Annotated in this window: 24 protein-coding genes; 11 read left to right on the top strand and 13 right to left on the bottom strand. The window is 67.9% G+C overall.

Features of this window, described 5'->3' with window-relative positions; all coding sequences use genetic code 11:
- The first annotated feature begins 13 nt into the window (after positions 1 to 13).
- A complete protein-coding gene (locus O3I_RS05760) occupies positions 14 to 310 on the top strand; it encodes a hypothetical protein (RefSeq protein WP_014981957.1) in 297 nt (98 codons plus the stop codon).
- A gap of 176 nt (positions 311 to 486) precedes the next feature.
- A complete protein-coding gene (locus O3I_RS05755; RefSeq protein ID WP_014981956.1) occupies positions 487 to 1,830 on the top strand; it encodes a hypothetical protein in 1,344 nt (447 codons plus the stop codon).
- 1 nt (position 1,831) lies between these two features.
- On the opposite strand, the gene O3I_RS42400 is transcribed toward O3I_RS05755, so the two are convergent.
- Positions 1,832 to 2,965: a class I SAM-dependent methyltransferase gene (locus O3I_RS42400; RefSeq protein ID WP_014981955.1), complete on the bottom strand. Its 1,134-nt coding sequence runs from the start codon at positions 2,963 to 2,965 to the stop codon at positions 1,832 to 1,834.
- A gap of 98 nt (positions 2,966 to 3,063) precedes the next feature.
- Positions 3,064 to 3,432, bottom strand: coding sequence for a DUF2511 domain-containing protein (locus tag O3I_RS05745; RefSeq protein WP_014981954.1), 369 nt, complete (start codon positions 3,430 to 3,432; stop codon positions 3,064 to 3,066).
- 203 nt (positions 3,433 to 3,635) lie between these two features.
- On the opposite strand from O3I_RS05745, the gene O3I_RS05740 reads away from it, so the two are divergent.
- Positions 3,636 to 4,655, top strand: coding sequence for a glycosyltransferase family 2 protein (locus tag O3I_RS05740; protein WP_014981953.1), 1,020 nt, complete (start codon positions 3,636 to 3,638; stop codon positions 4,653 to 4,655).
- Here the strand turns inward: O3I_RS05740 and O3I_RS05735 are convergent, their stop codons facing one another.
- Genes O3I_RS05735 through O3I_RS05715 form a run of 5 tightly spaced genes read right to left on the bottom strand, consistent with a single transcriptional unit; the run spans position 4,656 to position 8,416 of the window.
- Positions 4,656 to 5,531 carry an ABC transporter ATP-binding protein gene (locus O3I_RS05735; protein WP_014981952.1) on the bottom strand — a complete coding sequence of 292 codons (876 nt, stop codon included), beginning with the start codon at positions 5,529 to 5,531 and terminating at the stop codon, positions 4,656 to 4,658.
- Between the two features lie 17 nt (positions 5,532 to 5,548).
- Positions 5,549 to 6,328, bottom strand: a complete 780-nt coding sequence (locus O3I_RS05730) for a hypothetical protein (RefSeq protein WP_014981951.1) — start codon at positions 6,326 to 6,328, stop codon at positions 5,549 to 5,551.
- On the bottom strand, positions 6,325 to 6,954 hold the full coding sequence (locus tag O3I_RS05725) for a hypothetical protein (protein ID WP_014981950.1): 630 nt from the start codon (positions 6,952 to 6,954) through the stop codon (positions 6,325 to 6,327). The genes O3I_RS05730 and O3I_RS05725 overlap by 4 nt, the downstream gene beginning before the upstream one ends.
- Positions 6,951 to 7,850, bottom strand: a complete 900-nt coding sequence (locus O3I_RS05720) for a hypothetical protein (protein WP_014981949.1) — start codon at positions 7,848 to 7,850, stop codon at positions 6,951 to 6,953. The genes O3I_RS05725 and O3I_RS05720 overlap by 4 nt, the downstream gene beginning before the upstream one ends.
- Positions 7,847 to 8,416, bottom strand: coding sequence for an RNA polymerase sigma factor (locus tag O3I_RS05715; RefSeq protein ID WP_014981948.1), 570 nt, complete (start codon positions 8,414 to 8,416; stop codon positions 7,847 to 7,849). The genes O3I_RS05720 and O3I_RS05715 overlap by 4 nt, the downstream gene beginning before the upstream one ends.
- A 245-nt stretch (positions 8,417 to 8,661) precedes the next feature.
- Between O3I_RS05715 and O3I_RS43595 the strand changes: the two genes are divergently transcribed.
- The 6 genes from O3I_RS43595 (at position 8,662) to O3I_RS05690 (ending at position 16,133) form a co-directional block, all read left to right on the top strand.
- Positions 8,662 to 8,838: a gallidermin/nisin family lantibiotic gene (locus O3I_RS43595; RefSeq protein WP_115347074.1), complete on the top strand. Its 177-nt coding sequence runs from the start codon at positions 8,662 to 8,664 to the stop codon at positions 8,836 to 8,838.
- A 76-nt stretch (positions 8,839 to 8,914) separates the two neighbouring features.
- Positions 8,915 to 12,031 carry a lantibiotic dehydratase gene (locus O3I_RS05710; RefSeq protein WP_014981947.1) on the top strand — a complete coding sequence of 1,039 codons (3,117 nt, stop codon included), beginning with the start codon at positions 8,915 to 8,917 and terminating at the stop codon, positions 12,029 to 12,031.
- A complete protein-coding gene (locus O3I_RS05705; RefSeq protein WP_014981946.1) occupies positions 12,028 to 13,404 on the top strand; it encodes a lanthionine synthetase C family protein in 1,377 nt (458 codons plus the stop codon). Before O3I_RS05710 ends, O3I_RS05705 begins: the two co-directional genes overlap by 4 nt.
- Before the next feature lie 16 nt (positions 13,405 to 13,420).
- Positions 13,421 to 14,347: an ABC transporter ATP-binding protein gene (locus O3I_RS05700; protein WP_014981945.1), complete on the top strand. Its 927-nt coding sequence runs from the start codon at positions 13,421 to 13,423 to the stop codon at positions 14,345 to 14,347.
- Positions 14,344 to 15,141: an ABC transporter permease gene (locus tag O3I_RS05695; protein ID WP_167829102.1), complete on the top strand. Its 798-nt coding sequence runs from the start codon at positions 14,344 to 14,346 to the stop codon at positions 15,139 to 15,141. The genes O3I_RS05700 and O3I_RS05695 overlap by 4 nt, the downstream gene beginning before the upstream one ends.
- A gap of 5 nt (positions 15,142 to 15,146) precedes the next feature.
- Positions 15,147 to 16,133 (top strand): DUF6895 family protein, encoded by a 987-nt coding sequence (locus O3I_RS05690; protein WP_051066487.1) that lies wholly within the window; start codon positions 15,147 to 15,149, stop codon positions 16,131 to 16,133.
- Between the two features lie 244 nt (positions 16,134 to 16,377).
- On the opposite strand, the gene O3I_RS05685 is transcribed toward O3I_RS05690, so the two are convergent.
- The 5 genes from O3I_RS05685 to O3I_RS05665 all read right to left on the bottom strand — a co-directional run bounded on the left by O3I_RS05685 (position 16,378) and on the right by O3I_RS05665 (position 19,288).
- On the bottom strand, positions 16,378 to 16,587 hold the full coding sequence (locus O3I_RS05685; protein WP_014981942.1) for a hypothetical protein: 210 nt from the start codon (positions 16,585 to 16,587) through the stop codon (positions 16,378 to 16,380).
- A 14-nt stretch (positions 16,588 to 16,601) separates the two neighbouring features.
- On the bottom strand, positions 16,602 to 17,312 hold the full coding sequence (locus O3I_RS05680) for an ABC transporter ATP-binding protein (RefSeq protein WP_014981941.1): 711 nt from the start codon (positions 17,310 to 17,312) through the stop codon (positions 16,602 to 16,604).
- A 2-nt stretch (positions 17,313 to 17,314) separates the two neighbouring features.
- Positions 17,315 to 18,124, bottom strand: coding sequence for an ABC transporter permease (locus tag O3I_RS05675; protein ID WP_014981940.1), 810 nt, complete (start codon positions 18,122 to 18,124; stop codon positions 17,315 to 17,317).
- Between the two features lie 73 nt (positions 18,125 to 18,197).
- The gene (locus O3I_RS05670) at positions 18,198 to 18,455 is read right to left on the bottom strand and encodes a DUF2283 domain-containing protein (RefSeq protein ID WP_014981939.1); all 258 of its coding nucleotides are present in this window, start codon (positions 18,453 to 18,455) and stop codon (positions 18,198 to 18,200) included.
- 74 nt (positions 18,456 to 18,529) lie between these two features.
- Positions 18,530 to 19,288, bottom strand: a complete 759-nt coding sequence (locus tag O3I_RS05665) for a helix-turn-helix transcriptional regulator (RefSeq protein WP_014981938.1) — start codon at positions 19,286 to 19,288, stop codon at positions 18,530 to 18,532.
- 405 nt (positions 19,289 to 19,693) lie between these two features.
- Here O3I_RS05665 and O3I_RS05660 point away from each other — a divergent pair, with 405 nt between their 5' ends.
- The gene (locus O3I_RS05660; protein WP_014981937.1) at positions 19,694 to 19,993 is read left to right on the top strand and encodes a hypothetical protein; all 300 of its coding nucleotides are present in this window, start codon (positions 19,694 to 19,696) and stop codon (positions 19,991 to 19,993) included.
- Between the two features lie 122 nt (positions 19,994 to 20,115).
- Here O3I_RS05660 and O3I_RS05655 read toward each other — a convergent pair whose 3' ends face one another.
- On the bottom strand, positions 20,116 to 23,589 hold the full coding sequence (locus O3I_RS05655) for an indolepyruvate ferredoxin oxidoreductase family protein (protein ID WP_014981936.1): 3,474 nt from the start codon (positions 23,587 to 23,589) through the stop codon (positions 20,116 to 20,118).
- A gap of 757 nt (positions 23,590 to 24,346) precedes the next feature.
- On the opposite strand from O3I_RS05655, the gene O3I_RS05650 reads away from it, so the two are divergent.
- A complete protein-coding gene (locus O3I_RS05650; RefSeq protein ID WP_014981935.1) occupies positions 24,347 to 25,504 on the top strand; it encodes a lipase family protein in 1,158 nt (385 codons plus the stop codon).
- The last annotated feature ends 37 nt before the right edge of the window (positions 25,505 to 25,541 follow it).

Below are 25,541 nucleotides of genomic sequence, written 5' to 3'. Positions count from 1 at the left end.
GGAGGAGCTGCACATGACCGAGCCCGGAACACAACAATGGCAGATCCTGTTCCCGAACGGACTCACCGCAGATCAGGTGGCTCGCCTGGCAGAGTTCGCCGCGAACAACGGTATCGAGCAGGCGGCACACGGCGTCGACGATCGAGCGGTGTTCCGCTACGACTTCGACCGTGCGACGGTGGAGCTGTATCGCCACCTGTTCCAGAAGATGCTCGACGGCGCCGAGCTCACCGCGAACAATCGGCTCGTCCTCGCCGATCGGCTCGCCGAGCTCGACGCGTGGGCCGAAACCGCCTCCGCGACCGACTGATTCGACCGGCCACCCCGATGGCAGTACGGCCTGCCATCGGGGTGCCAACAACCGCGCAGGCTGATGGCGGCGCGTCCTTCCCGATGCACGATGGGATCCGCGAGGACCACCCGTCCACGCCTTCGACCGCACCGCTCACACCGGCGCGGCTGGGCCGAGCGAAGGATTGATGTCGAATGTCGGTGATCACGCGTGCCGAACCACAGCACGAACCGGCCGAGGAATCGGCGGTTACGGCATGGCGGCCGCTGACTCGCATCGTTTTTCGCTTCTGCGTCAGCTATTTCGGTCTCTATGCGGTGCTCACCCAACTCATCAGTCCGCTGTTCGGGTTCTTCAGCAGTCCGAGCGCCGGGGTGAACGTGAGCGGGCTGATGACGCCGTTGGTGGACTGGACCGCTGCACACATCTTCGGCGTGCGTGCACCCCTGGTGCATGCCGCGACGGCGAGCAGCGACCGCACCTACGACTGGGTCCTGCTGTTCTGCCTGCTCGTCATCGCCGCCGTGGCCACGCTCGTCTGGTCCGTGCTGGATCGACGCCGGACCAGGTATCCGACGCTGCTGGCCTGGTTCCGGGTGTTCCTGCGATTCACCCTGGCCGGACAGCTCATGCTCTACGGCATCGCCAAAATCCTGCTGACACAGATGCCGTCACCCCCGCTGACCACCCTGGTGTCACCGTTCGGCGAGCTGACCCCCATGGGCCTGCTCTGGTCGTCGGTCGGCGCCGCGCCGGGTTACGAGATCATGATCGGCAGCTTCGAGGCCATCGGTGGCCTGCTGCTCGTGCTGCCGCGGACAACCACCCTCGGAGCGGTGCTCGGCACCGTCGGTCTCACCCAGATCTTCGTGCTCAACCTGACCTACGACGTTCCGGTCAAGTCGATGTCACTGCACCTCTTGGTGATGACCCTGGTGCTGCTGGCACCGGAACTCGGCCGCCTGTTCGATGTGCTGCTGTCCAGGAGGCCGGTCGGCCTCTCGACTCAGCCACCGCTCTTCCGCGCCCACCGGGCGGCTCGGATCGCCCTTGCCGCACAGGTTCTACTCGGGTTGTGGATCGCGATCCCGATCGTCGGGGACTGCGCGGCCGCGTGGCGCGAGCACGGTGCCAGCCGAGCGAAACCGCCACTGTACGGGGTGTGGAACGTGGAGCGTGCGACCGAGGAGGGCAAGGAGGTGCCGCTGCTGATCACCGATGAGAAGCAGTGGCGACGCGTGTTCTTCGAGTACCCGGATGAATTCAAATTCCAGCGCATGGACGACTCGATCGGGTTCTATCGAGCCACCGTCGACGTCACTGGCCATCGACTGGCGTTGAGCCGATACGACCGTCCGGATCAGGTCACCGAACTCCGGGTCGATACCGCCGGACCGGACAGCCTGAAACTTTCCGGCACACTGAACGGCCACCGCACCGAGATCTGGTTGCGCCGGCTCGATCTGGCTTCACTGCCCTTGCTGAGCCGCAATTTCCACTGGGTGCAGGACTATCCCTACAACCCGAACAGCCGCTAGCTCACGCCCCGCGAAGCCAAGCCGGCGCTCCCTCGTCGCGATTCTCGCCCTTCTCGACGAACACGATGTTGTGATAGAAGTGCATCCCTTTGATCGCGGTATCGGTCCTCCTCGGCTCCCGACCGTCGATCTCGGCGAAGTTGAGTCCGTCGATCAAGGCCTTGAGGAACCCCATGCTCGTCGCAGTGTTGTCGTAGACACCGGATCTGCCACCGAAATGGGGCCAGTAGGACGTCTGCAGATCCTCGATCACGTACATTCCGCCCGGCCGGAGAGCGGGGAACAGCACGTCGAACGAGGCGATGACGTGGGCGCTGAGGTGGCTGCCGTCATCGATGACCAGGTCGAGCGGCCCGGTTGTCTCGAGCACCCTGGCGAGATCGGCCGGCGCGGATTGGTCAGCACGCAGCACTGTCATCCGTGGTTCCGACAGCTCGGACTTGTCGATGATGTCGATGCCGTACACCGAGGCCCGCGGAAAGTACCGTTTCCACATGCGCAGCGACTCGCCGCCGCGCCGTGGGTCGGCAAAACCACCGACCCCGATTTCCAACATGGTCAGGGGACGATCCCGAAGCATCTCGAAGTGCTTCGCGTAGTGCTGCGGGTACTGATGCACCCCCCACTTGTCCGAACCGGCGCGGACGCACAGTTCGGCGAGCGTGACGCGATAACCGTGGTCGATCGAATCGAGCAGCCGCCGAACGGGTTCGAACGCGGGTTGCGGCCTGCCGAACGTTTCGAAGGCGGACAGATCGGGCCAGTGCAGCACGCGGGTGGCACTCGTCGCTGCCCCGCGCGGCCCGAGCACACTGCGGACGAACTCGGGTAGTGACTGTTCGACCGTGGCCGCGACCGCACCGGACGACGGCGCGGATGGCGTCGTGGTGCTGCCGTCCGCGGCCACGCGCACGGTCACGTCGGCCGACTGCGCACCGGCATGCAGGCGGAACAGCACGTCGATCGGCGGGCAACCGCGCAGATCGACACGATCGAGCACTTCCCGGACGAGCGTCCGAGCGGTCCGCTCGACGCCCATCCACTCGATGTGCTCGGCGATCAGGTCATCGCCCGCCCCGGCGACGTGAATGAGGCGTTCGAGGTCGGGACGAGTGTCTGTGCCGCGCTTGGTCATGCGGCGACGCTGACACCGATCATCCACAGAGTCAACGGTTCAAAGTTTATGCGGCAGTGCCATTCCTACTGTGCCACAGCATGTTCGGTCTCCCCAGGTCAGTTCGCGAAGCGACACAGCTGCATCGCCCGGCTGCGCAGGGCGCCGAGACTGATCTTGTCGCCGCCGGCGCCGGTCGCCCGCAACGGCTCGACGCCGGGTAGGCCTGATTGTTCGGCCTTCTCGTTGAGCGCGTAGATCTTTCCATCCGGAGCGGTGAACGTCGCTTGCTCGCCCGCCCGGCATTCGATCGTGCCGCGATCGACGGTGAACGGCCAAAGGTAGCCGAGATTCTCGCTGCCGACAGCCTGGCTGCTCGACGTCGGCTCGGGCAGTGCCACACCGTCCCGATGGGCCGGGTCCTTCGGACCCGAGCCGCCACCGCACGCGCTGATCGCCACGGCGCCGCAGAGCGCCGCACCGGTCATCAGTAGTCCTCGAACCTGCGGGATCATGCTTTCCTCCAGCCTTCGGGTGTCCGTCTACCGATAACGTTGCGCACTGCCAAGTTTCGGTTCACGACCGTGGCTGTCAGCAGAGCTGGCAGTTCCGGCCGGATATGGTCGGAGCACATCCCTTCGCGCCCCATGGAGAGTCGTTGTCCGCATCCCGGTCGTCTCGAATCGACATCGTGTGTCCGACGTTCAACCGGTCCGCGGCCATCCGGGCCACGATCGACAGCGTGCTGGCGCAGACTGTGCCGGATTGGACGTTGCTGGTCGTGTCGGACGGCTCGACCGACGACACCGACGAGATCGTGCGCGCGTATCGCGATCCGCGGATCCGGCTCCTGCGCACCGGCCCGTACGGGCACCCCGGCGGCCCACGCAACGTCGGTGCCGCGGCGGCGACGGCCCCGGCGGTGGCCTATCTCGACCATGACGATCGCTGGCTACCAACGCATTTGGAGACTCTGCTCGGAATGCTCGACCGCGGTGCCGCCTTCGCCGCCACCGGTTGCCGCCGAGTCGACGAAACGGGCACGGAGCTGGATCGCACTCAGATCCCCGATCTGATCTGGCATCCGGAGCTACAGACCACCCATGCGATGTTCGAACCGTCCCGTGTCGGCCACGTGCGGACGCTGCTGGCCGAGGTCGGCGGTTGGACCACCGTGCGAGCCGGGTATGAGGACTGGGATCTATGGTTCCGGACGGCAAGGCACGGCTACGATTTCACGATTTCCGCCGAGCGCACCGCGCTCCTCACCGTCGGCCCGGGCACGCGCCGCAACGGCCTGCGGCCGCCACAGGCGGTAGTGCTTCAGCGGGTCCCGAATCTGTCCGCCGCGCAGGCGGTACTGGAGGCCATCGGGACGCCGGAGCATCGAAACGCCCTGCGCACAATCCATCTCACCGAGGTGGCGCACTGGTATACCAGCCTTACCGACTCCGATCGCTATCGGCTGGCCGAGGGCCTACGGCCCGACACCGTCGCGGGCGAGCTGCAAGCATACTTCGAGCAGCACGAGAAGCCCTGCCTACTAGAGGAATTGAATTACGCACCGATCGGCGACCACTACGCGATACTACTGCCGCTGTGGTGCGCCACCGGCGAGCACGCACGCGCGATCGGCACCGTGGTCCGCGAGCGCTTCCCCGCACAGCACAGGTATCTTCGCGCGCTGGCCGACGCGACCGCAGTGGCGTGATCAGCGGGTCCCGGCCCTGGCGGCACGGAGCAACGCGATGTAGCCATCGTCGAGAGTCGGTGCCACCGGCCATGATTCGGGCGGCGGTACCGGACCGACCACTCGATAGTGCACCCCGTCGCCGGTGCTGGTCACGTTGACGACGGTAAAATCGCCCACCGGCTCGTGCGCCGCACGCAGCACGTGCGTCTGACCGTCGGCCAGGGCGACCAGACCGCCGGTGGTGCCGTGATAGGCCATCCTGCCCTCGGTCAGCACGGCGGCCCTCGGGCAGCTGTGTGCGACGTCGTCGAGGATATGGGTGGACAAGACGACGATGCGGTCGCCACCGAGTTGGCCGAGCAAGGTGCGGAAGCGGATCCTTTCCTCGGGATCGAGCCCCGCCGTCGGCTCGTCGACGATGATCAGCTTCGGGTCCCCCAGCAGCGTCTGCGCGATGCCGAGCCGGCGCTTCATCCCGCCGGAGTATCGCTCGATCCGTTGGGTGGCAACGGCATCCAGTCCGACACGGTCCAGCAGGTTATCGATCTGCGACCGTCGGCGCCGCTTGTCGTCGATCCCCTTGAGCAATGCGACATAGTCGAGGAATTCGCGACCGGTGAGGTCCGGATAGAGCGCGAGTTCCTGGGGCAGATAGCCGAGTAGCCGTTTGACGGCGGTCCGTCCCGCGGCGGACGCCATATCGTGTCCGCAGACCGCAACCGTGCCCGAAGTCGGGCGAATGGTTCCGGTCAGAATGCGGATGAGGGTGGTCTTGCCCGCGCCGTTCGTGCCGAGCAAGCCGGTCATACCCTCGGTCACGGTCAGGTCGATCTCGTCGAGCGCGACCGTGCGCCCGCGGTAGACCTTGGTGAGCTTGCGCAGGTTGATCGTCATTCGAACTCCATTCCGGCTCAACGACCCTTGGTCGTGATCGCGTGGCCGATGAGAAAGGCGAGCGCCGTCACCGCGAGGGTGAGCCCGCAGGCGAGAATCGAGGACGTAACGCTCACCGCCGGATACAGCCAGCCGCCGGTTCGCCCGGGCAGTGCGACCTCGAGCCATTGCGCCGCTTGGTAATCGCCGAGCGGCGACCACACGGTCCGGGCCGGCGTGGGGATCGGGAGCAGTGGCGTGAGCAGCGTCGCCCAGTACCAGAACGGCACCAGGAGAACACGCGCGACGGCGCTGGGCAGCAGCAGGGCCGCGACGTTCGCAACCATGGTCAGCAGCAAGGATCCGGGCGCCACGACGGTGAGCACACCGATCACCGCCGCGCCGAGCGGTCCGGGTCCACCCGAGGTGATCGCCAGCCATCCCCCCATGCTCACCAGGACCACGGCCGCGGGCACCGAGGCGATCAGCCAGGGTCCCAGGACCAGGCCTGCCGTTCTGGCCAGTCCACCGGCTGGTGTGGCACCGAACAATTCACGCAATCCTGGTCGCCGCTGTCCGGCGAGCCGATCGGCGAGCACGATGGCGATACCGAGGGAGCCCAGGAAATTGATCAGCAATGCGGTCTCGCCCACGGCGGCGATATCGCCGGTTCGATTCCGGCCGTACGGGAATTCCCCGAGCACCATGATCAACGCGACCAACGGCAGCAACGACAGCCACACCGTGCGGTGCCGGAAGGAGAGCAACGCCTCGTAGCGGATGGTCGCCCCGAGCGCCCCGAAGGAGCGGCCCGTCATGCTCGCACCTCACGCAGCTGGGCCTCACTGTCCGCGACCCGCACCGCTGCGGCCCATGCGAACAGTGCCGCCAGCGTCACCGCGACCGCGGCCTGTGCCCACACGCCGCGCATGATCTGATCCAGAACTAGCAGCTTCGCCGACCAGACGGTCACGACGATCGCCGAGGCGCCCGCGGCGGAACCCGAGGCGACGACGACGAAGGTCGCGACACTGATCAGCGCGAGGGCGAACGCGGGCGTACTCACCAGCAGAGGTCCTGCGGCCACGGCCGCCGCGGACCAGCCGAGCGCGCCGATCGACGCCACCGCACCGCACACCGATGCCCCGACCAGGACGAGGCGGCGCACAACGGTCTGCGGGTACGGCGTCCGCACGGTCAGGTGCAACTCGAGCATCCGCTCTCGGCCCAGCACCGCCGCAGTGACCAGCCCGGCCGTCAGCGGGACGACCTCGAGGGCGACCGTGCGCAGGATCATCGCGCCGTCGAAAGCCACCAGCGCGATGCCGATGACGACGCCCGCCAGGGGCGTCGGCGCCAGCACGCCGAGCCCGCAGCGCCGGATCTCGTACCGCCAGATCGGGTTCACCTCGGTGTCGTAGCCGAGCCGCTCGATTCGGTTCATCCGGCCACGGTGCGGTAGCGCGGCCTGCTCATCCCGGCCGCGGCGGCGACCAGCAGCAGCGCGGCGACCGCCAGCGTGAGCACCGAGGTAGACCACAGCGGTGCGATCAACGCGCCGACGCGGTGCGCCGGTCCGGCGTCCGCGGCGGCCGCCGCACCGAGCAGCCACATCACCGCGCCCGCGGCGGCGCCCACCGGCGGGGAACGCCAGACCGCACCAGCGACGCCGACCGCGGAGGCGAGCAACGCGGGCCCGAGCCAACCCGCGACCATCGCGCCGAAATCGGCGGAGGCACCCAAACCGCTGGCGAGCAGCGAGGCGAGCAGTGCCAGCGCGAGATCGGCGGCGAGGACCACGATCAGCCGGCACGCGAACACCGCCGCCGGCGCGATGGGCACGGTGGCGAACAACTCCAACCGTGGATCGGATCGCGGGATGCAGGTTGCCAGCGTGCCGAGCTGGAAGAGCAAGGTCACAGCGAGACCGAACAGCGGTGCGGCGGCGCCGCTGTGCCGCGTCAGCACAGCGAGCAGCACCGACCCCACGAAGCCCAGCCCGCTCAGCAGAACCAGTGCCCGGGGCAGCAGCCGTAGCTGTGCCCGAGCCAGCGTCGCCGTCAGCAGCAGCGAGGCTCGCCACCCCGGCCGCACCGCTTCGTTCGTTGTCGCCCAGGGCATTCCGAGCGCATCGCCGAGCAACGTATCGAAGGAGGGCGTGCGAACCGTGCCCACCAGGTCGGCGGAAACCTGGCGGGCCGCGACTGCCATCTGCTGCCAAATCTGGGCGTGTGCCTGACATTCCGAGCAGGCGCGCAGGTGCGCTCTGGCGGCATCGTCCGGCACGCCGATCAGTTGATCGTCGGAGAGGTGTGGGCCCACGGTGTTCGGGCTGGTCATTGCTCGCCTCCGTAGCGAATGGACAGATCGGCGGTGGTGCCGGACAGGGTCTGCGCAAGTCGCTTGCGCGCGTGCGACATTCGGCTCTTCACCGTACCCACGGGGATGTCGAGCACCGTGGCGACATCCGGGTAGGACAGATCGTCGACCAGCACCAGCAACAGGACGTCGCGAAGATGTTCCGGCAGGTCGCGGATGCCGGCCGCGAGATCCCCGCGGGCGGCGTTGGCGAGCACGATGTCTTCCACCGTGCCCGCGTGATCGGATAGTTCCGGCGTCTCGTCGAGATCGACTGTTGTGAGCACCGACTTACGCAGGTAGTTGTGGGCTTGGCGTTTGGCGACACCGAACAGCCAGCCGCGCGCGGAGGATTCGCCGCGGAAACTGTCCGCCGAGCGCCACACGGCCAGCCAGGTCTCCTGCAGGATCTCCTCCGCGACCCCGCTCTGCGCGGTCATCCGGCGCACCACCCGCAGCATCGCGGGCGCGTGCCGGTCGTAGAGCACACGCAGGCACGCCTGGTCGCCCTTGGCCACCGCGGCCAGCAACGCTTCGTCCGAGTCCACACAGTCGTGTGTAGCGGGTGCGCGGCGAACGGTTCAACCCGGATCGGAATTCGGCGCGCCGCGCAGAGTTGGCAGCGGCCTCGGACGCTGCCAGATACCGGTCGAGACGTTGTCGCCGCGTGGGGTGCGGTGCTTGTCTCGTTACCGGGGGAACAGCACCGGCCGGCCGGCCCGGTGGGAACGCTGGGCCTCCCTCGGCCTGGTCGTTCGATCAGCCGGGCAGTGCCACAGAAGAGGAGAACACCGTGAGCACGGTGACCATGGAACCGGTGGAGACCGTCGAAACAGTCGATCTGTTCGATCTCGACATCCGCGTCGGCGTCGGCAACATCCAGGGCAACGCGGCGATCAACAGCTGGTCGTACTGCACCCCGGGCTGCACCAGCTCGGGTGGCGGCAGCGGCTGCAGCCACTGCTGTTGATCACCAGGCCCGGGCCGCGCCGCATCGCGCGGCCCGGGCGCCCCATGTCGTCGACCATCGCAAAGGATTTGGGCTGGTGTCGGATTCGATCTTCCGTGCCTGGGATGTCTTCATGCTCCGCGCTCCGCTGGCGCTCGGCCGCCCCGGCATACCGACCGGGGGCGGCCACCTCGGCATCGTGCGCGCCGCCGCGGCCGACAGCACGCTGCGCACCGCGATCACGCTCGCCAGCCCGAGTCTCGGCAACCTGCTCGACCGCGTCCACCGTGGCGAACACCGCGGCATCAAAGCGACACAGTTGCGCCGCGCCGCGCTCGCGGTACTCCGCTACGACATCAGAACGCGGATGCGCCCTACGCCGTTCGGCGTCTTCTCCGGCGTGACGGGTGGCCGATTCGATTTCTCGGCGAAGCTCGACCGCGGCACCCGCCACCGCACCAGGACACATGCAGACATGCAATGGCTGCTCGGTGTCGTGCAGCAGTTGCAGAGCAGGCCGGAGCTGCTACCCGGACTACGGGTGCTGGCCCACCCGGCGCTGTCCGGTCGGGGCGATCGGGTGGTGCTCGACTGCCCGTCACCGCTCGGCGCACCGCTCGACGGGCAGACCAGGGCGGTGGTGTCGCTACGGAACTCGCCGGTGGTCCAGGCCGCGCTGCGCGCCGCCGAGCGGATGGTCTCGATCGACGAACTCACGGCAACGATCGCGGCACGTTTCGGCGCCCCGCCGCGCCGCGTTGCCGAGGTGCTACGGGTCTTGGTCGAGCAGGAATTCTTGCTCACCGAGTTGCGGCCACCGCTGGACGGCGGCGACCCGCTCGGCCACGTGATCGACGTCCTCGCGTCCATCGAGGATCCGGCCACACCGATCGCGGCGACGCTGCGCGCACTGCGTGAAATCGATGACCGCAGGCGATCGAGTGATCTACTGCCCCTGGGGCCCGGGACCGCGCGGTTGATCGAGACCGCAGCGCAGGCGGACCGCCTGCACTCTTACGACACACCGCTGCACATCGACTCGGCGGTGGATATCGACGTCCAGCTACCGCTCGAGGTGCGCGCCGAGGTCGAGCGTGCGGCCGAGTTGATGTGGCGGATGTCGGCAGACAAACTTGGCCTCGTCGCACTGCGCGACTATCACGCGAAGTTCCTCGAGCGCTACGGTACCGATCGGCTGGTCCGCGTCGGCGAGCTGCTCGACGCCACGCGTGGCATGGGCGCACCCGCCGGGTACATCTGGCCGGAAAGCCAAGAGACGAAGCCGGATCCGGCGATCGGTCGCGAGCCGGCCCGAATTCGACTGCTGCACAACCTGGTCGGTATCGCACTACGCGACGGCCTGCGCGAGGTCGAGCTGACCGACGCGACGCTGAACGACCTGATCGGCGCGAACGACGGCGACGCGGACGCGCCGAACTCCTGCGAGATCACCTTCCACGTCATCGCGGCGTCGCTGGACGCGCTGTCCGCCGGGGACTTCCGGATCGTGCTGGCACCCAGCCCGGGCTCACACCATGCGGGGGCGACACTCGCCCGATTCGCCGACCTGCTGCCGGCGGAGATTCGGGCCGAGCTCGCGGCGGAGTCCGCGGCGATTCCGGTCCACGTGGACGGCGCGATGCGCGTCGACCTGTCCTTCATGACACGTTCCGGCAAAGCGGCGAACCTCGCCCACTGTGCGGTGCACAGCGGAGCCCGGATCAGCGTCGGACTGCCCGCCGCCCGCGGCACCGATGAGATCCCCCTCGCCGAGGTAGCCGTCGGTGCGACGACGGAGCGGTTGTGCGCGGTACATCTGCCGACCGGCCGGGAGATCGTTCCGGTGCTGAACAACATGATCAGCCCGATGACCCAGGCGCCCAACGCCGCCCGACTGCTGTGGGAGATCGGGTTGGAGGGACAACGACTGTGGGAGCCATGGACCTGGGCCGGGCTGACCGAACTGCCTTTCGTGCCGCGGATCAGGCACGGTCGTTTCGTGCTGGCTCCGGCGGTGTGGCGGATGGACACGCTCCTCGGCGTGGCCGAACCTGACTTCGCGGCCGCGGTCGCGGCCTGGCGGCGCGAGTGGCGGGTGCCCGAACGGATCCTGACCGTCCAGATGGATCAGCGGTTGCTGTTCGACCTGACCGATCCCGCCCATCTGGAACTGCTGTGGGACGAACTGCGCAAGGACCCCGGCCTCGTCGCGCACGAGTTACCCGGGGACGACGAGTATTCCGACGGTATCGACGGGCACGCGATGGAGATCGTCGTGCCGTTGTCACGGCGCGACACTCGCCCGGCCCGCTCGCCGCACGGTGGCCGCCTCGGGGTGGAACGGACAGCGGCCGGGCTCGGCAGCGACTGGCTCTCGCTCGAGTTGTATCTCCCGGTGGCGGAGCAGAGCGAGTTCCTCCGTGTGCACCTGCCCGGCCTGGTCGAGCGGGCTCAGGAAAACGGTTGCGACCGTTGGTTCTTCATTCGGTACACCGGGCCGAACGGGCCGCATCTGCGGATTCGATGCCACGGCACGGCCGCGGATCTGTGGGGTGCGGCCGCGTCGTCACTCGGACGTCGACTCGAGCAATGGCAGCACGAGGGGCTGATCAGAACGCACCGTATCGAACCCTACGAGGCCGAACTGGAACGGTACGGCGGTGTGGCGACCATGACGATGGCCGAGCGCGTGTTCGAAGCGGACAGTCGCGCGGCGATCCGATTTCTCGAGCTGGTGGACGATCCCTCGTGCCCGCACACACTGGACACCTTCGCCGCGGTCTCCGTCGCGGCGCTCGCCGCCGCCTACGGTCTGCCCGAGTCGAACCCGGCGCAGGACAACCGGCGGGAAACCGACGCGGCCTTCGCCTGGCTGTCGATGACCGGTGCACGAGCCGAGCTGCCTGCGGCCTACCGGGTGGACGCACAGAACTGGCGGCGGCTCGTCGACCCGCACGGCGGGTGGGACGGACTGCGCGCCGACCCGTACGGTGCGGCTGCGCTGGACGTCCTCCACGCCCGCGACACCGCCGTCCGCGAACTGCGCGCAGTATTGCCGGACCCCGGGATCCGGCACCAACGGCTCGTCGGCAGCCTGATGCACATGAGCTGCAATCGACTCTTCGGTGGTGACTCCGACCGCGAGCGCGCGGCGGTCGCCATTGCCCGCGGCGCCGTGCAGGACAACTTCAACAAAAGAAGGCACGCACGATGAGCACCGCGCTACCGCAACAAGTTTCGCCGGCCGAACGGGCGGCCGAACTCGTCACCCTGGTCGCGGAACGGCTGGCCGATCCCGCCGCCGTCGCGACGATCGCGGATCGCCCCGACAATCACGACCCCATCTACGGGTCGGTGATGTGGGGACCGATGACGTTGTCCACCGGATTGCCCGGCACAGCGATGTTCTACGCGGAGTTGGCGCGCCGGACGCCGTCCTGGTCGAGCACGACCCACGACCACGTCCGCGCGGCGGGCGAGACGATGTCGAGTCAGCCGAGCCGGGGGCTGTACGCGGGACCGGCGGCGCTGCTGGCGGCCGCGCAGACCTGCGAGGGCCACTATCCCGGATTGCGCCGCAAGCTCGCCGCCTGGCTGGCCGACGACCAGCTGACCCGACTGCGGCGCCTACGCGCCCAGCCGGGGCCCGGAATTTCCTGGGAGTGCTACGACATCGTCAACGGATTGTCCGGCACCGCAAGAATATTGCTCGATTCGCTCGACGATCCCGTCGAGAACGGCGCGGAGGTCCGGCGCGCCCTCTACGACACCTTGCAGTACCTGGTGCAGATCAGCGAACCGATCACCGTGGACGGCCATGTCGTGCCCGGCTGGTGGGTTCCCGCGGCGCGGCAAGCGGTCGAGCAGGACCGGCTCGACTATCCGCGCGGCGATTTCAATCTCGGTCTCGCACACGGTATTCCAGGACCGGTATCGGTTCTGTCGACGGCCTTGCGCCGCGGGCACGAGGTGCCGGGACAGCGGGCGGCGCTGAAGCGCATGGTGCAGTGGCTGATCCGCTGGCTTCGCACGGACGATCAGGGCAGCTACTGGCCGTGTCGCATACCGTTCGATGACGAAATCGCCACCACCGCAACGGAAGATCTGTTCACCAGGACAGCATGGTGTTACGGTGCGCCGGGCGTCGCGGCAGCGGTACACCACGCCGGCCAGACCCTCGACATCCCCGAATGGCGCACGCACGCCGTCCAGGCACTACACGACGCACTCGCCCGGGACGAATCGCGATGGACCCTGGCGGGACCGACGATTTGCCACGGTTACGCGGGGTTGCTCCAGGTGGTCCATCGGATCGGCACCGCCGAACAGGACGACGTGCTCCTGGCCGCCAAGCACCGGCTCGCCGCAACGATCCTCGACATGGCGGATCCGGCCGCACCCTTCGTGTTCCGGCAGCCGATGCGATATCCGAGATCCGCGCCGGGGCCGAGCGAATTCAAGCTGCTCGATATCGCCGGACTGCTGGAGGGTGCGGCCGGGGTGGCGTGCGCGCTGCTGTCGGTGCTCCCGGACAGCAGTGCCGAGACGGCACGGCATCCCTGGGATCGTGTCCTCGCGCTGAGCTGAGAAAGGGGATCCTCCGATGGCAGTCAACGCCTTCGAGCTCTCGGATATCGTCGTGCGCTACGGCAGCACACTGGCCGTCGACTCGGTCTCGTTGCGTTCCGTACCCGGCAAGCTGACCGCGCTGCTCGGGCCGAACGGTGCGGGAAAGTCGAGCCTGCTCAATGTGCTCTCGACAGCAGCGCGGCCGGCCTCGGGCACTGTTCGGATCTTCGGCAGCGATGTACGGACGGCACCGATGCGGGCCCGCGCCCAACTCGGTCTGGTGTTCCAGGAACGCACCCTGGACAAGGAACTGACGGTCGAGCAGAACCTCTGGTTCCATGCCCGGCTTTTCGGCATGCGCCGAGCCGACACCGCCGCGCAGATCGACCGCTTGCTCGACCTGCTCGAGCTCACCGCGCAGCGACGCACCGCGGTCGAACGACTGTCCGGCGGCACGGCGCGACGCGTGGAACTCGTTCGCGCACTGCTTCATCGCCCCGGACTGCTCATCCTGGACGAACCCACGACGGGTCTCGATCCACGATCCCGTCGCGTCGTTTGGCGAGATCTTCTCCGAATGCGCGACGAACTAGGTGTCACCACCCTGTACTCCACCCACTATCTCGACGAGGCCGAATACGCCGACGAGATCGTGATCATGTCCGACGGCCGGATCGGTCGCTCCGGTTCGCCCGTCGAGTTGAAGGACGAGTTACGGGTCTCCTGTGTTCGGCTGCGGACACACGACGACGAGGCCGCCGCCGCGCAGTTGCGCACGGCAGGTTTCGAGGTCGTCACCGGCTTCACCGAGCTCGAGGTGCGATGCACCGACCCCGATCGCCGCGTCGCCGATATCGTGCGCGTCCTCGAACTGCCGATCTCGAGCGTCACCGTGCACAACCCGTCGATGGACGACGTCTATGTCGCGGCCACCGCCCGCGCCGGGAAAGGCATTTCATGACAACGATGCACCCGACTGCCGCCCCTGCGCGGGAACACGCGATGGTCAGCGGTGTCCGGGCGATCGCGGTGATCGCGGGACGGGACCTGCAACGTCAGCTCCGCCGTCCCGGGCTGCTACTCAGCAATGCCGCGCAACTGCTGTTCTTCATCGCGATCTACGCCGTAGGTTTCGACGCCATGGTCGGCACCGTCGACTCGGTGTCGTTCAGCGCGTACATCCTCCCGGGCATCATCGCCATTCAGGTGGCGACTATCGGCATCGCTACCGGCCTGTCCTATGCCTGGGACCGCGAGTTCGGCGTCCTACGCGAGATGACCGTCGCCCCGGTACCCCGGATGTGCCTGCCGCTGGGCAAAGTGGCGAGCACCGGCGTCATCGTCGGAATACAGAGCCTGCTGTTGCTTTCGTGCGCACCGGTTTTCGGACTGACACCGACCATGGGTCAGATCGCCGTCGCCATGCTGATCTACCTGTTCGGTTCCGCGGTGTTCAGTCTGCTCGGCTTGTTTCTGGCCACCGCTTTCCGCCAGATCCAAACGCTGCAGGCGAGCGTGCAGATGATGATGCTGCCGATGCTGTTCCTCTCCGGGTCGGTGTTTCAACCCGAGGTGGTACCCACCTGGCTGTCGGTGCTGATCCGGATCAACCCACTGACCTACCTGGTCGATCTCGGCAGGCACGTCCTGGTGGGTGCCGAACGCGGCCTCGTCCCGGCCGGGGTGGATGTGCTGGTGCTCGCGGCGCTCGCGGTGTTCTTCGCGGTGGCGATCCGCCTCAGGATCGGACAGTGACGCCGATGGCCGGCCGCTACCTCGACGCGGGCCTGCGCGGACAGGTCACCGGCTACCCGGTCTGGCCTCCGCCCAGCCGGATCGAATACCGCGGCGACGGGCCGATTTTGGACGAGGCGGTGGCGTGGCTCCACGCCAACCTCCGTTGGTTCGACCCGGACAGGTGGGAGCGCATGCTGCCGCCCCGGCCATTCCGCGAAGGCGCCGCGCTCGAACTGCTCATGCTCTGTCGCATCCTGCGCCGTGGCCGATTCCACGATCATCCGCTCATCGAGGGGGCGGTCGAGCTGGCACATTCGCTGGCCGCCACGGACTCGTTCCACGCGGCACTGGGTCTCGGTGACGACAAATTTCCGTATCGCACGTACCTGGTCGCGCTGCTCGCCGATCTCGGTAGGCCGGTGCCGAGTGCCGCGGAGCGCGTTCGGACGGTCCTCGCCACCGGTTGCGGCGGCCAGCACGGTGCCTGGCGTACTCCGCTCAGTCGCCTGGAGTTGCACTATGTCCTCGAGCTCGGCCAGTTCCCCAACCCGTTGCCGCCGATCGCCGAGCTGCTCGAACTCTCCATCGTCGCGGCCGCGCCAGACCCCCTCTATCTGCGGGATGACGAGGTCTACGCGCTCACCCACGTCCTTTTCTACGCAACGGATTTCGCCGCACGGGCGACGCCGGCCGAGCCGGAACTCGTCGAGGCCCTGCGCACGCTGCTCGGCACCTATCTCGCCCTCGGAGACATGGATCTAGCGGGTGAACTACTGCTGTGTCTGCTGGCCATCGGACAGCCCGACTGCGCGTTGACCACGCACGGCTGGCACACACTGGCGCGGCACAGGCTGTCCGACGGCGCCGTGCCCGGTCCGCTCTTCGACCCGGCCCGCTGGTCGACTTTGCGCGGCGAGGTCGCCGAGGGCTATTCCTTCGGAACCTGCCACCACACCACCATGGTCGCGGCGATGGCCGCAGCAGAACGGGAGCGCCACGGTGCTCGATGATGTCGCCGAAACACAGCGGTCCCGCACACAGCACGCACTCGGCGCTGCCCGAACGTGGCTGATCGGCATCGACAACGCACTCGACGACGGAGTCGGCTCGATCGCCGAAGCCAGTACGCAGGAGCATGTTTCGGAGCCGGCACCGATGGACCTGCTGTGCGCGGACCCGGTGCGCTGGCGCGCCCTCGACAACCTCGCCGCGTCAACCGCACCCGTGACCACGTGGGCGGTAGTACTGGATTCGCTACTGGTGCTGGCGATTCGGCGCTACGACCTCGAAGCGCTCGCCACGCTGCTGTGCGGCTGCGCCGAACTCGGGCTGACCGAACGTCCCCTTCCGTTGCGCGCGACAGGTTTCCTGCTTGCCCAGCAGCAGGCCGACGGCGGCTTCGGCTTTGCGAGCCAGGATGCCGGGCGATCCGAATCGGCTGTTCGGATCGCCCTTACTCGGCACTGCGCCCGCGCGCTTCAGCGAATACGCGAATCACAGGATTCGAGGATGCGGAAGAATCCTGCTTCGAGATCACCGTCGCCCGCGATGCCCTCCAGCGTTCCCTCGTAGCGGGTTTTTCCCGCTACCAGCACCGCAACTCGGTCACACACCTGCGCGATCTCGGACAGCTGGTGACTGGAAATAAACACCGTGGTGCCGTTGGCAGCGAGCGAACGGATGATCCCGCGCATCTCCCGGATGCCCACCGGGTCGAGTCCGTTGGTCGGCTCGTCGAGCAGCAACAACTTCGGTCGCGCGAGTAATGCGATGGCGATGCCGAGCCGCCAGCGCATACCGAGCGAGAAGGCTTGAATCTTGCGATCCCGCACGTCGTTCAGTTGCACCACGGCCAGCGCCTCATCGATCCAGGCCTCGGGCACGCCGCGCAGCTTCGCGTGGATGCGTAGATGGGTCAGTGCGTCCAGCTTCGGCCACAGTCCTGGAGTCTCGATCAGCGCGCCGACATCGACCAACTGCGCCCGGTGGTAGGGCCGGCCGAACAGTTGGATGTGTCCGCTGGTCGGCCGCTGCAGCCCCAGCACGGTCTTCATCAGGGTGGACTTGCCTGCGCCGTTGGGGCCGAGCAGACCATAGACCTCGCCCGTTCGGACCGACAGCTCCACGCCGTCGAGCGCGCGATGTTTTCCGTAATGCTTGTGCAGTTGCGAGACTTCCAACGCCGACACGGTCAGATCTCCTTGCGCTCGAGGTGCGCCGAACCCAGCGCCAGGACAACCGCCGCCAGTCCGAACGACAGGGCGATCGCGGGGAGAATCACCCCGTGATCGCGGACCGGGCTATCGGCGGGCAGCGGAACTCCGTTGGGTCCGATGCCGGCCAACGGGAGGATGACGCGCATCGGCCAGGCGAACGGCACCGCCATCCACCACGTCTTGTCCGCGATGAGCATGCCGCTCATCATGCCGACTACGCCGATCGCGATGGTCGGCCCGAGACCCCACACCATCGAGACGACCAAAGCCACTGCAGCACAACCCAATCCCGCCAGCCAAGGCAGGAAGCTCGCCGCGACGATGGTCCCGATGCTGCTGCCGAGCCGACCGCCGAGCGCCGCACCGACACACAGCAGTGCCGCCAGGAGTGTCGTCGAGACCGCGGACAATGCGGCCAACGCGAAGTACTTGCCCAGCAGGTACTTCGTTCGCGGTACCGCATACGAGAAGAGCAGCCGCCAGGCATCCTGGTCGGCCCGCACCGAGAGCGCGGCGAGCAGAGCAGCCGTCATCGGAATGAGGACGCCCCAACCTTCGAGCGTGACGTCGCGAAACACCATCCACGCGTGGCCGGACTTGCCCTCCGGCGAAGCCAGCGACATCGGATAGAGCGGAACGGTGAGGACGATGGGCACCAGGATCACGAACCAGCCGATGAAGCCGCGCCGCATCCTGGACAGTTCGGTCGCCGTGACGTGCCACAGGCTGGGTTGGTCCCGCCTGGGGCGTATTTCGAGCCCCTGATGTGGTGCGGTGGTGGCCATGGATCTCCTCGTTCTTTCGGTCTCCTCGGGTAGGTAGCGAGTAGCAGCCGGACGGTTCACGGCAAATCGCCGATCACTCCGTTTCGGATGCTGTGCGCGCCTTCGCCTTCAGTGCGGCGCTCAACTGTGAGTCGGCTCGCAGGAGTTCGATGCCGATCAGTTCGCCGTCCGCGCCGAAGTCGAGTGCGGCTACCACCTCGTTGTCCGTGCTGTCTTGGACCGGGAGGGTTCGTGCGGCGTAGCGCGGGCCGGCGGTGTTCTGCCGTAGTGCGAGGTAGGCAACGTTGTGCTGGTCGTCCCAGGTCACGTAGTCGATGAGGTCGGGGTTCATGCTCGGATCCTTCGGTAGTCGTGGAGTCGCCGCGGACGCTGCGTGCGGCTGCCGTGCGTCCGGTCCGCGCCCGGTCAGCCGCGAAGCACGGTGAGCGGAGCCCGGGGATGGTCGTGCGCACCCGAGTTCACCAGATCGTTGCGCCCCGAGACGCCCAGGACGTCGTAGAGATTACGGATGCGGCGGTACATGGACCGCTCCGAAAGGTAGTTCTGCCGGGCGATTTCGGCGACGGTCATCGAGGTCTTCAGCATCCGCAGGAGGCGGGCGTCGAATTCGTCCAGCTCGGGTCGGTTGATCGGCGTGGCGGCGCGCAGGCCGTTCGGGGCGGCGGGCACTGCGTCGCGGGCGGGGCGCGGTTCGCGAGCGGCGGTGGCGCGATCGGGTACCGCGCCCAGGACCGGCGGACGCGGCCTTCTCGGCTGCGCGCTGACATGGTCGAGCAGCCGGGCGCGCAGGACCTCGGCTTGCCGCTCGATCGAGATCGCGAGGTTGATGACGAAGTTGGCGCCGGCCCGGATCGCCAGGTAGGTCGAATGACCGGTGACGTCGTTGGTGACCGCGACGAGCAGGGTCATGGCGTGCCGCGCCCGAATCGAGCGCAGCTGTTCGGCCTGGCACTCGGTGTGCACGGGGAGCACGATCGGCGCCCCCTCGGTGTCGTGACGGACGCCCAACTCGTCGTACTCGGCGAACTCGAGCCGCAACGGTGCGGCGAACAGACCGGCCCACCGCCCGTCCGCCGGATCCAGATAGTCGCGCAGGCTCGGATGCGCGAACGCGGTGGTCGTGGCCGTCGCCTCGATGCCCTGACTCAGCTGCAAAGCGTTCATGGAAACCCCCACCTTTTGTCCTTACTGTGTCTAGTCAGGGGATTAGACGCGGCGGATGACCGATCGGTTCCATTTCGGGGCAACAGATTTGAGAAGCTCTCCCGGCGGCCCCGGCGACGGCCGCGCGGAAGGCGTTGCCGCAGCACAGGCCTCCATGCGCATCAGCTATGATGGGTGCACGTCAGGTACGAACTCCGGCGTGCGGCAACGAGATCCCCGCACCACGCCGGTGGGCCGTCCAGTGTTGCTCCCGGTCCGGAGTTCGTCGCCCGCGACCGGCCCGGTGCACGATCGAGGTTCGGATGGCCGCGGCGGTGTCGGAAAATCAGACCGATTCGGGCTGATTGAGCCGCCGGCGAACGGGTATTGCCTGCGCGACTTGTCCACTGACCCTGAGAGACGACAGTGCCTCTGCTCACGCCCGATCCCGTCCGCAGCGATGCCGCCGTGGCGGGTCCCGCACCCGATCCCGCGCCCCTCGCCCCGCTGCCGGCCCCGCGCGGCCGCACGCTCGGCCGCCGCCGGACCTGGCACGGCTTCGGCGTGTCCGTACTCGCCCTCGTCATCACCGCAGGCGTGGTCGCCCTGTGCCTCGCCCTGCCCGCGCAGGCGCCGCTCGTGGTGGCCGTGCTCGGGATTCTCACGCTGACCCCGCCGGCCACCCTGGCCGTCACCGTCTGCCGCCACCGCAGGCCGAACACCTGACGCGTGGTCCCGACAGCGAAGCGACCCGGAACCGATGCGGTTCCGGGTCGCTTCTCATATGCCTGGGAGCGTGGCCTTTACGCTCGACCAGGCGCGCGGCCTACTGCCCAGGCCGCGCTGCTTCACACCTGCGGCGGCTCGATGCCCAGGTCGCGCAGGCTGTTTCGGTACACCTCCACATTGGCGAGCTTGACGCCCTCGTAGCCACGCACCGTGTCGGCCAGCGCGGCGGCCTGGACCGCGCGGTCGTAGCTCGCCTCGTCGAGCGAACCCGCCAGTGCCAGCACCATTTCCGTGTAATGCGCCAGCAGTTCCCGCTCGACGCGACGGACGTGCGCGTAGCCGAAGATGTCGAACTTGGTGCCGCGCAGCCGCTTTCCCTTGGCCAGGACCTTGAGGGCGAGATGCCCGCGCGGCCCGATGCCGATCTTCTTCTTGCGGCCCATGGCGCGCAGGATCGGGGGGTGCAGCTTGTAGGTGAGGTTGGTGCCCTCGGGCAGCTGATCCGCCACCTGGTTCAGGAAGGCCGGGTCGATCAACTGCCGCGCGACCTCGTACTCGTCCTTGTACGCGGTGAACTTGAACAGACCCCGCGCCGCCTGCTCACTGAACTCGGTACGTCCGGTGACCTGCTCCTGCGCCGTCCACACCCGCTGCATCGTCGTCACGTAGTCCCGGGCGACCCGGACACCCTGGAACCCGATCAGCTCCGCGGCGCGCAGCTCGATCAGCCGCCGGGTCTCACCGGTGGCGGTCAGCGTGTCGAAAAGGTCTGCCGGAACCTTGATCTCGGCGTGTTCGGGCTGCGGACGGCCGATCGCCGCGGCGAACTCGTCCGGGCGGGCGATCGCGACCCGGCCCCACCGGAAGGCCGCGATGTTCGCGTTCACGGCGACCCCGTTGATCTCGATGGCCTCCTCGATCGCCGCCGCCGGCAGCCGCAGGCCGCCGAGCTGGTAGGCGGCGCCGACCATCAGGAAGTTGGCCGCCGCGGTGTTGCCGAACAGCACCTCCGCCGCGCCGAGCGCGTCGAACGAACGCAGGTCCCGCGAGGCCTGGTCGAGCCGGGACAGCAGCGCGGGCGTCTCCGGGTACTGCACCGACTTGTCGTAGACCATGTCCCCGGTCGGGGTCTTGCTGGTGGAGGCGACCGAGAGCGTGGTCTCCTTCGACCCGTAGGCCAGGTTCTTGTTGTCGGTCGCGGTGAGCAGGTCGAAGGCGACGATGCAGTCCGCGGAGCCGGGGGTCAGCCGGTTCGCGGGCTCCAGTTCGCCCGCGACGAACCGCAGGTGCGAGACGACGGGGCCCGCCTTCTGGCTGAGCCCGATCTGGTCGAGGCTCGCCACGTCGTAGCCCGCGCGCAGCGCCGCGGTCGCCAGCACCTGGTTCACGGTGACGATGCCGGTGCCGCCGATGCCGGCCAGGAAGACGTTCTGCGTCGTGGTCGGCGGATCCTGCCGGAGGTCGGGCAGCACGGGCGGGGTGGGACGCTGAGTGCTCTTGCGCTTCTTGGCTTTCCCGGGATCGGGCAGTTCCACCGTGACGAAGGACGGGCAGTCGCCGTCGAGGCAGCTGTAATCGGTGTTGCACGAGGTCTGATCGATCCGGGTCTTCCGGCCGAACTCGGTGTCCACCGGCTGCACCGACAGGCAGTTGCTCTTCACGCCGCAGTCACCGCAGCCCTCGCAGACCGCCTCGTTGATGACCACCCGGGTCTGGCGTACCGGCAGGGTGCCCCGCTTGCGCTGACGACGCGCGTCGGCGGCGCAGTGCTGGTCGTAGATGAGCACGGTGACGCCGGGGATCTCGCGCAGGATGCGCTGCGCTTCGTCGAGCCGGTCGCGGTGCCACAACCGGGTGCCCGCGGCCAGGTCACGCTTGCGGTACTTCTTCGGCTCGTCGGCGCAGATGATGATCTGCGCGACGCCCTCGGTGGCGAGCTTGTGCGTCAGCCGCGGCACCGCGAGCGCGCCCTCGGCGTCCTGCGCGCCGGTCATCGCGACGACGTCGTTGTAGAGCAGCTTGAAGGTGATGTTCACCTTGGCCGCGACACACGCCTGCACGGCGAGCTGGCCGGAGTGGAAATACGTTCCGTCGCCGATGTTCTGGAACAGGTGCGGCACGTCGGTGAACGGCGCCTGACCGATCCACTGCGCGCCTTCGCCGCCCATCTGGGTGAGGCCGGTGACCTTGCTGTCCTCGCGACCGGACATGGTCACCATGGTGTGGCAGCCGATGCCGCCGCCCGCCAGCGAGCCCTCCGGCACGGCGGTCGAGCGGTTGTGCGGGCAGCCGCTGCAGAAGTAGGCGGCGCGCTTGGCGGGCAGCACGGCCAGCGACAACGGCTGCGGCAGCGGTCGTTTCATGTCCACGAAACCGTCGAGCGCGCGGCACAGCGGCTTGGCGATCCGGCCGGTGGTGAGCTCGCCGTCCTGACTGAACAGCGGGCGGCCCGCGGCGTCGCGCTTACCGATGATCTCGGGGGCATCGGCGGTGCCGTAGAGGATTTCACGCAGCTGCGTCTCGATGAACGCGGTCTTGTCCTCGACCACCACCAGCCGGGTGAGCCCCTTGGCGAACTGCCGGACCCGTTCCGGCGCAATCGGATACGGCATGCCGATGCGCAGCAGCCGGACCCCGGCCCGCATGAGCGCCTCGTCGTCCACCCCCAGGTCGATCAGGGCCTGCCGCACCGCGTCGAAAGTCGTTCCGGTGGCGGCGATCCCGATCGTGGCCTGGGCCGGGTTCACCTCGATCACATCGAGTTCGTTGAGCGTGCTGTACGCCTTGACCGTCTCCCAGCGCGGCCCGTACAGATCCGCCTCGGCGATCACGCTGTCGGTCGGCGCGGCCATCGGACGCTGCAGGTAGCTGAACGGGCGCCCCTCCCAGGTGATCTCGGGCACCGTGATGTCGATGTCGCCCACGTTGCCCTCGACCGTCCAGGCGCCGTCGGCCACATCGGCGACGATCTTCAGCGCAACCAGGCAGCCGGAGGCGCGCGACAGCGCGACCCCGTGCAGACCCATCGTGATGATCTCGCGGGCGTTGCGCGGGAACAGCACCGGAATGCCCATCGCGGCCAGCGAGCGTTCGCTCACCGCGGGCACGGTCGAAGACTTGGAGGCCGGGTCGTCGCCGACGAGCAGCAGCACGCCGCCGCGCGCGTTCGCGCCGTACATATTGGCGTGCCGCAACGCATCCGTCGCGCGGTCAAGGCCGGGGCCCTTGCCGTACCAGACGCCGACGACGCCGTCGTGCGTGGCCGCACCGGCCGGCAGGTCGGCCTGACTCCCCCACACCGAGGTGGCCGCGAGTTCCTCGTTCAGGCCGGGGACGAACGCGATGTCGTGCTCGGCCAGCACATTCGGCATGCCGCTGAGCATCTTGTCGACGCCGCCGAGCGGGCTGCCCTGGTATCCCGAAACGAAGGTGCCGACCCGGCGCCCCGCGCGCAGATCGCGCACGTGCTGCTCTACCAGCTGTCGGGCAATCGCCTGGACGCCAGTGAGGACAACGGTGCCCGCGCCGACGCGGTAACGGTCGGCGAGGTCATACGGAGCCGGGATCAGGTCGTGATCGGCGAGCTCGGTCATTCGGTCCACCTCCGGTCAGCACCGATCGGGCGCCTTCCTAGTTGAGCACTTCTTGCCGCATACCCTGCCTTTAAAGCGCTACTTGAACAACCTTTGTTCACTTTGTTGAGCATGTTGCCCAATTCGATCACCTGTGAATGGGCACACACTATGCATGATGTGCGGTCTGTTGTGACTGCCACCACTCGGCTGCGTCGCGCGGCCCGCATGCCCGCGGCGCAATCGGCGCGGCGGAGATCGCGGCGACATCCCGGCGAACGCGCGCAGCGCCGACTCGGCGACCCGCCCTATCGGCGACGACAGCACCGGACGGCGTGCGCGCCGACGCCGACCGCGTTTCGCCACGCCAGCCCTACTGCGGTGATAGCAAACGGCTTCCGTCGCCGACGGGCAGGAGTTGCGCCGGTTTGGCAATAGTGATCTTGTGCAGGTGCACAGGTAGCGCATTGTTACTTGTCCAATATGCCGGGGCCGGGTGCGCGGGGCCGCGGTCGCGACGCTACTTTCGCTGCGGATGGTGCCGCCTGCTGCGGCGATCCGCAGCGTCGAGTCGAAAGGTGGTGTGCCGGTCCGCCCCTCGGTGCGGCTGTGGGTTCCTGCTTACCGTCCGCGCAGCGAACGATGACGTTCGCCGCGATCTCTCCATGCAGTGGTGGTCCGTCCGAACTGCCGAACGAAAGTCGGGGTCGGCGAGTCGATGACGGCCGAGATTCGAAGGAAAGCCGTGCGAAGAGTTCCGTTCAGGATCGCGATCCTGATGTTGAGCATCGTCTCGATAGGCCTGGTCGGCCTGCCCGCGACGACCGCTCAGCCGCTGTACCCCACCCCTGACCCGGATGTGTTCTACAGTGCGCCAGCGAATTTGGCGGACCTGAAACCCGGTGATGTCGTGCGTTCCCGCAAGATCGACACCGGCCCGTACGTCGGGACCGAGGGCTGGCAGGTCGCCTTCCGGTCCACCAATTCCCAGAGCAAGCCGGTCATGGGCGTGACCACGGTGCTGCTGCCGCTCGGCGTCAAGAACCCGCCGCTGGTCTCCTACCAGGCGCTCATCAACTCCCTTGGCACCCAGTGCAACCCGTCTCGCTCGCTGTTCAACGGCGAACTCCAGGACGCGGTCGGCGCGATGCTGCCGATCGGGCGCGGCTGGGCGGTCTCGCTGCCCGACTACCTCGGCCCCACCTCGGCTTACGGCGCCGCCCGGCTCAGCGGCATGATGACGCTGGACAGCGTCAAGGCCGTGCAGAAGGTGACCGAACTCGGGCTCGGCAATTCGCCTGTCGCCATTGCGGGTTACTCCGGCGGCGGCATGGCCACCGCATGGGCGGCCGCGTTGCAACCCACGTACGCCCCCGACCTGAAGCTCACCGCGGCGGTCGCGGGCGGTATCCCCGCCGATCTCGAGGAGATGGCGATGGCGCTGGGCTTCGCGCCGCATCCCGGCTTCGGCCTGGCCTTCGCCGCCGCGATGGGACTGGAACGCGAATACCCGGAGCGGCTGCCGGTGTCGGATCAGCTCAACGAAAACGGTTTGTGGTTCCGGGAATTCACCCACGACGCCTGCCGCCGGTTCCTGCTGTTCCACGGCGCTTTCCGCAACGCCGAGCAGATGGCCGCGTCGAAGAGCCTGATGGACAGCCCGGTCGCGCATCAGGTGCTGCGGGAGAACAGCCTGCGCTACTACGACGGCGTCCCCAGCATCCCCACCTTCATCTGGCAGGGTCGCTTCGATGAAATGACCTTCTTCCCACCAGTCGAGGAGGTCGTCGACCGCTACTGCAAGGCAGGCGCCCGAGTCGAATTCCGCCCGTACGAGATCGCCGAACACCTGACCACCGCCGCCGCGGGCTTCGTCGAGGCCTGGAACTACGTGGAAGCCCGCTTCCGCGGCGACCCCGCCCCCACCACCTGCTGATCTCCCTGAAAAGTGGCCCCGGAGTTCAACTCCGGGG

Source organism: Nocardia brasiliensis ATCC 700358 (assembly GCF_000250675.2).
GTDB lineage: Bacteria > Actinomycetota > Actinomycetes > Mycobacteriales > Mycobacteriaceae > Nocardia > Nocardia brasiliensis_B.
This window is presented reverse-complemented; position numbering and strand designations above follow the sequence as displayed.